Annotated in this window: 3 protein-coding genes; 2 read left to right on the plus strand and 1 reads right to left on the minus strand. The window is 63.5% G+C overall.

The features are described 5' to 3' along the window. Positions 1-103: 103 nt before the first annotated feature. On the minus strand, positions 104-514 hold the full coding sequence (locus AC1D0P_RS22920) for a VOC family protein (protein ID WP_477678851.1): 411 nt from the start codon (positions 512-514) through the stop codon (positions 104-106). Between the two features lie 446 nt (positions 515-960). Here AC1D0P_RS22920 and AC1D0P_RS22925 point away from each other — a divergent pair, with 446 nt between their 5' ends. Further along, positions 961-2667 carry a ShlB/FhaC/HecB family hemolysin secretion/activation protein gene (locus AC1D0P_RS22925; protein ID WP_477678852.1) on the plus strand — a complete coding sequence of 569 codons (1707 nt, stop codon included), beginning with the start codon at positions 961-963 and terminating at the stop codon, positions 2665-2667. Positions 2668-2729: 62 nt separating this feature from the next. Beyond that, on the plus strand, positions 2730-4035 hold a 1306-nt coding region (locus AC1D0P_RS22930; protein WP_477678853.1), incomplete at its 3' end, for a two-partner secretion domain-containing protein.

Here is a 4035-nt window from a genome sequence, read left to right on the forward strand (position 1 = left end):
GTATAGATGTGGACTCTCAATGCGCTTCCCGGTTTTTTCTTTTGCCTTCGCCGCTTATAGCGCAAATTCGCGGCGCGGCGGGAGCACGAAAAGCGCCGGCCGCTCACCAGGGGTTGTAGCTGCCTATGCTCCAGAGGTGGCCCTCAGGGTCGCGGCAGCTGAAGCCGCGGCCGCCGTAGTCCTCATCCTTGATGTCGATCACGATGGCGGCGCCCGCCGCCTTGGCGCGCGCATACACGGTGTCTGCATCGTGCACGCAGACGTAGGCGCTTTGTGTCTCGACGCCGCCGAGTTCGTCGGGCTGGCGTATCAGCTTGCCCCACTCGGTGGGCACCTTGCCCACCGAGCCCAGCATGACCATGCCGCCGTCCAGCGTGAGCTGGGCATGCGCGATGGAGCCGTCGGGGTTGGGATAGGCCGCCTGTTTTTCAAAACCGAAAGCGCTGCACAGCCAGTCGATGGCGGCGGCCGCGTCGCGGTAGCGCAGGCAGGGAATGATGAGTGAGTTGGACATGGCGGGCTCCCCTCAAGGCCAATCAAGGCAACGCCGATTTTCTACCTGCGGGTCAACAAGCATGCAAGCAAGGGTGAATGCCGTCCAGGCAATTGGGCGCGAGCCCTGGCCCAAAACTTTACACAACTGCCGGCATTTTTTTAGAAGTTTCCGGCCGTGATGTCATGGCCCTGGTGCCTACAAAAATAAGTCGTAGGTAGTAGATATAGGTAATTGGAGGCAGAAAATGCGAGACAAAAGTAAGTGAATGTAAGTCGCAAGAATTAATGCCCAAAAAAATGGGGGAAAACTATTACACGAAGTTCGCCGGAATTAATCACTTTTCCTGGCTTGTATCAAGTTTGACAATTGGTTACTGTGAATTAATTCACGGAATTGGGATGCGGTAGATGCCGTCTGTGATATTGCAGCGGCGCATAAATCTTGATCTTTAGGCAGGATGAACAATGAAGCGTACTGATGGCGTTGGCTTACACGACGTTCTTTCTCATGTCGTTGCGCTGTGTCTGGTCATTCCGGCCGTCGCCTCGGCACAACAAGCCCCTTCGACCATAGACCCGGGCCGGCTTCGCGAACGCTTCGATTTCCAGCCCGAGCCCGCACCCGCGGCACCGCCCACGCAAGTCAGGAGCGACTCCGCCGAGCCCTTGCCGGATTCACTCAAATCCATACGCGTCACGCTCAAGGAAATCCGCATCGAGAGCGCTACAGCGCTGCCGGGCAATGTGCTGCAGGCGCGGGCCGACAGCTATACCGGGCGTGAGATCACGGGCGGCGACATCCTCGAGCTCGCGTCTTCGCTGACCGCTATGTACCGCAACGCGGGCTACATCCTTTCGCTGGTCGTGGTGCCGCCGCAATCGCTCGCGGACGGCACGCTGACCTTGCGTGTCGTCGAGGGCTATATAGACCGCGTGAACGTCCAGGCCGGCCCCGGCGTCAGCGCCTTTGTGCAAGAAGAGCTGAGGCGCATCGGCGAAAAAATCCAGGCCTCCAGGCCCATAGAGGGCCGCGTGCTGGAGCGCTACCTGCTGATCGCCAATGACTTCCCCGGTATCGAACTGCGCAGCGTGCTCGCACCTTCGCAGGCGCCGGGCGCGGCCGACCTCACGCTGGTCGCCAGCATGAAGCGCGTGGAGGGCTTTGCCTCCATCGACAACTACGGCTCCAAATACCTCGGGCCTGACCAGCTGACGCTGAGTGTGGCCGGCAACCAGTTGCTGGGCGTGAACGACCAGTGGCGCTTTGTCGGCGTGGGCAGCGGCAACTCCAAGATGGCGTATGCGCAGCTGTCCTATAGCCAGGTCGTCACAATCGAGGGCCTCAGGCTTTCGGCCGCCGTGTCCCAGGCGCGCACGCAGCCCGGCGACATCCTCACGCCTTTCGAGGTGCGCGGCAATGCGGACACGGTGTCGCTGGGCGCCGCCTACCCCTTGCTGCGCACCCGCAATGAAAGCCTGATAGCGCGCGCAGCCTATGACCATTCCGATGTCCAGACCGAAATACTGGGCACCCGCGTGATCGAGGACCGTATACGCGCGCTGCGCCTGGGCCTGAGCTGGCGCCTGCTGGACCGCACGGACGGGCAGAACGCGCTGGAGCTGGACTTCAGCCAGGGGCTGGGCGGCACCCAGGAGTCCGACCTGCTCAAGAGCCGGGTCGGCGCCAAGGGGGTGTTCAACAAGTTCACGTTCGACTACGAGCGTTCGCAGTTCGTGGGCCCGAATTTTTCGTTCACCGTGGGCGCGGGCGGGCAGTGGGCCAATACGCCGCTGCTGTCTTCCGAGCAGTACGCCTTGGGCGGGCGGCGCTTCGGCCGGGCTTATGAGCCGGCGGAGCTGGTGGGCGAACGCGCGCTGGCCTTTCGCATCGAGCCGCGCTTTGTCGGCGCCGCCACCGGCATGCCGGGGCTCAAGTCCTGGCAGCTGTTCGGCTTCTACGACATCGGCAAGGTCTGGAAGGTTGGCAGTGTCACGCCCGGCACGCCGGACAGCCAGAGCCTGGCTTCCGCCGGCCTGGGGCTGCGCCTTTTCCTTGAAAAAAATGTGGTGGCCGCGATCGAGGCGGCCTGGCCCCTGACGAAATCCATCGCGAGCTACCAGACCGGCGGCAAGAACCCGCGGCTGATGGGTTCGCTGCTGGCACGGTTTTGATGTGTGTTCGCTGAATCGGTCCTGATYGTTCTTTGCCGTCTTTGTTCTCAAGAGGTGATTCCATGCAAGTCAAGTTCCATCCGCAAGGCCTGCGTCCTCCGTCCCGCCGCCGGCCGTCTTTTGCGCTGAAAACGCTTCCCGCGGCAGCGGCGTTGCTGTTCGCGCCGCCCGGCTGGACCGTCGACATCGTCGGTGTGGCGGGCCTGCCGCAAAACGGCACGGTGTTTTCCGGCGCAGCTTCGGGCTCGGTGACCGGCAACCAGATGACCATCACCCAGACCAGCCCCCGGGCCGTGATGGACTGGGGGACCTTCAACATCGACTTCGGCAAGGCGGTGCAGATCACGCAACCCAATGCCGCGTCGGCCATCCTGAACCGCATCACCGGCGACACCAACGCCTCGCAAATCCTGGGCGGCCTGTCGGCTACCGGCACGGTGATGCTGATGAATCCCAACGGCGTGATGTTTGGGCCGAACGCCGTGGTGAACGTGGGCTCGCTGATCGCCACCACGGGCACCATTGACGCGACCTACTTCATGAGCACCGGCGGCGCGCAGATCACGGGCGCCACCGGCAGCATCGTCAACGAGGGTGGCATCACCGCGCGGGGCGCCGGGCTGGTGGCGCTGGTCGCGCCTTCGGTCACCAACCAGGGCAGCATCAGTGCCACCGGCGGCACCATCGCGCTGGCCGGCGCCACGGCCGCCACGGTCTCGCTCAATAACGGTCTCTATGAATTCGCCATCGCCGCCGGCGCGACCGGGAGCAGCGTGTCCAATGCGGCCGGCGCCAGCCTGGACGGCACCACTCTATGGCTGGGTGTCGGCGACGCGGCCAACCTGCTGTCGGGCGTGATCAACCTCGAGGGCGTGCAGCGGGCCAGCAATGCGATTGTCGTGAACGGTAATGCTGTGGTGCTCAAGTCGGCCCTGCAGGCGCCCAGCGTCAGCGGAAACTCCAACCATATTGACGTCTACGGCGGCGCGCGAATCCAGGATGCGGTGAACATCGCCAAAGCCGGCACGACCGGTAACGGGGCGGCCGTGGACGTGCACGCGGGGAGCTATGCCGAACAGGTGACGCTCAACAAGGCCAACCTCACGCTGACCGGCCTGTCGGGCGCGAAGATCGTGGTGCCCGACGCGGCGCAGGTCAACGGCGTCAGCATCAGCGCCAACAACGTGACCGTGACCGGCCTGGAGATCGCCGGTCCGGTCAACCTGCCTTACCTCAACTACGCCTGGGGCTCCAATATCAGCCGCGGCGTCGCCGTCGCCAACGGCGTGACCGGCTTCACCATCGCCAACAACAACATCCACGACGTGCGCAACGGCATCCTGATCGACGGGCGCAACACCGGCAGCG

This window comes from Polaromonas sp. P1_G2 (assembly GCF_056405515.1).

What these genes read in the sequence shown, in the direction of transcription:
- AC1D0P_RS22920 (WP_477678851.1), bottom strand. Translation starts at nt 514, where the DNA reads ATGTCCAACTCACTCATCATTCCCTGCCTGCGCTACCGCGACGCGGCC.
- AC1D0P_RS22925 (WP_477678852.1), top strand. Translation starts at nt 961, where the DNA reads ATGAAGCGTACTGATGGCGTTGGCTTACACGACGTTCTTTCTCATGTC.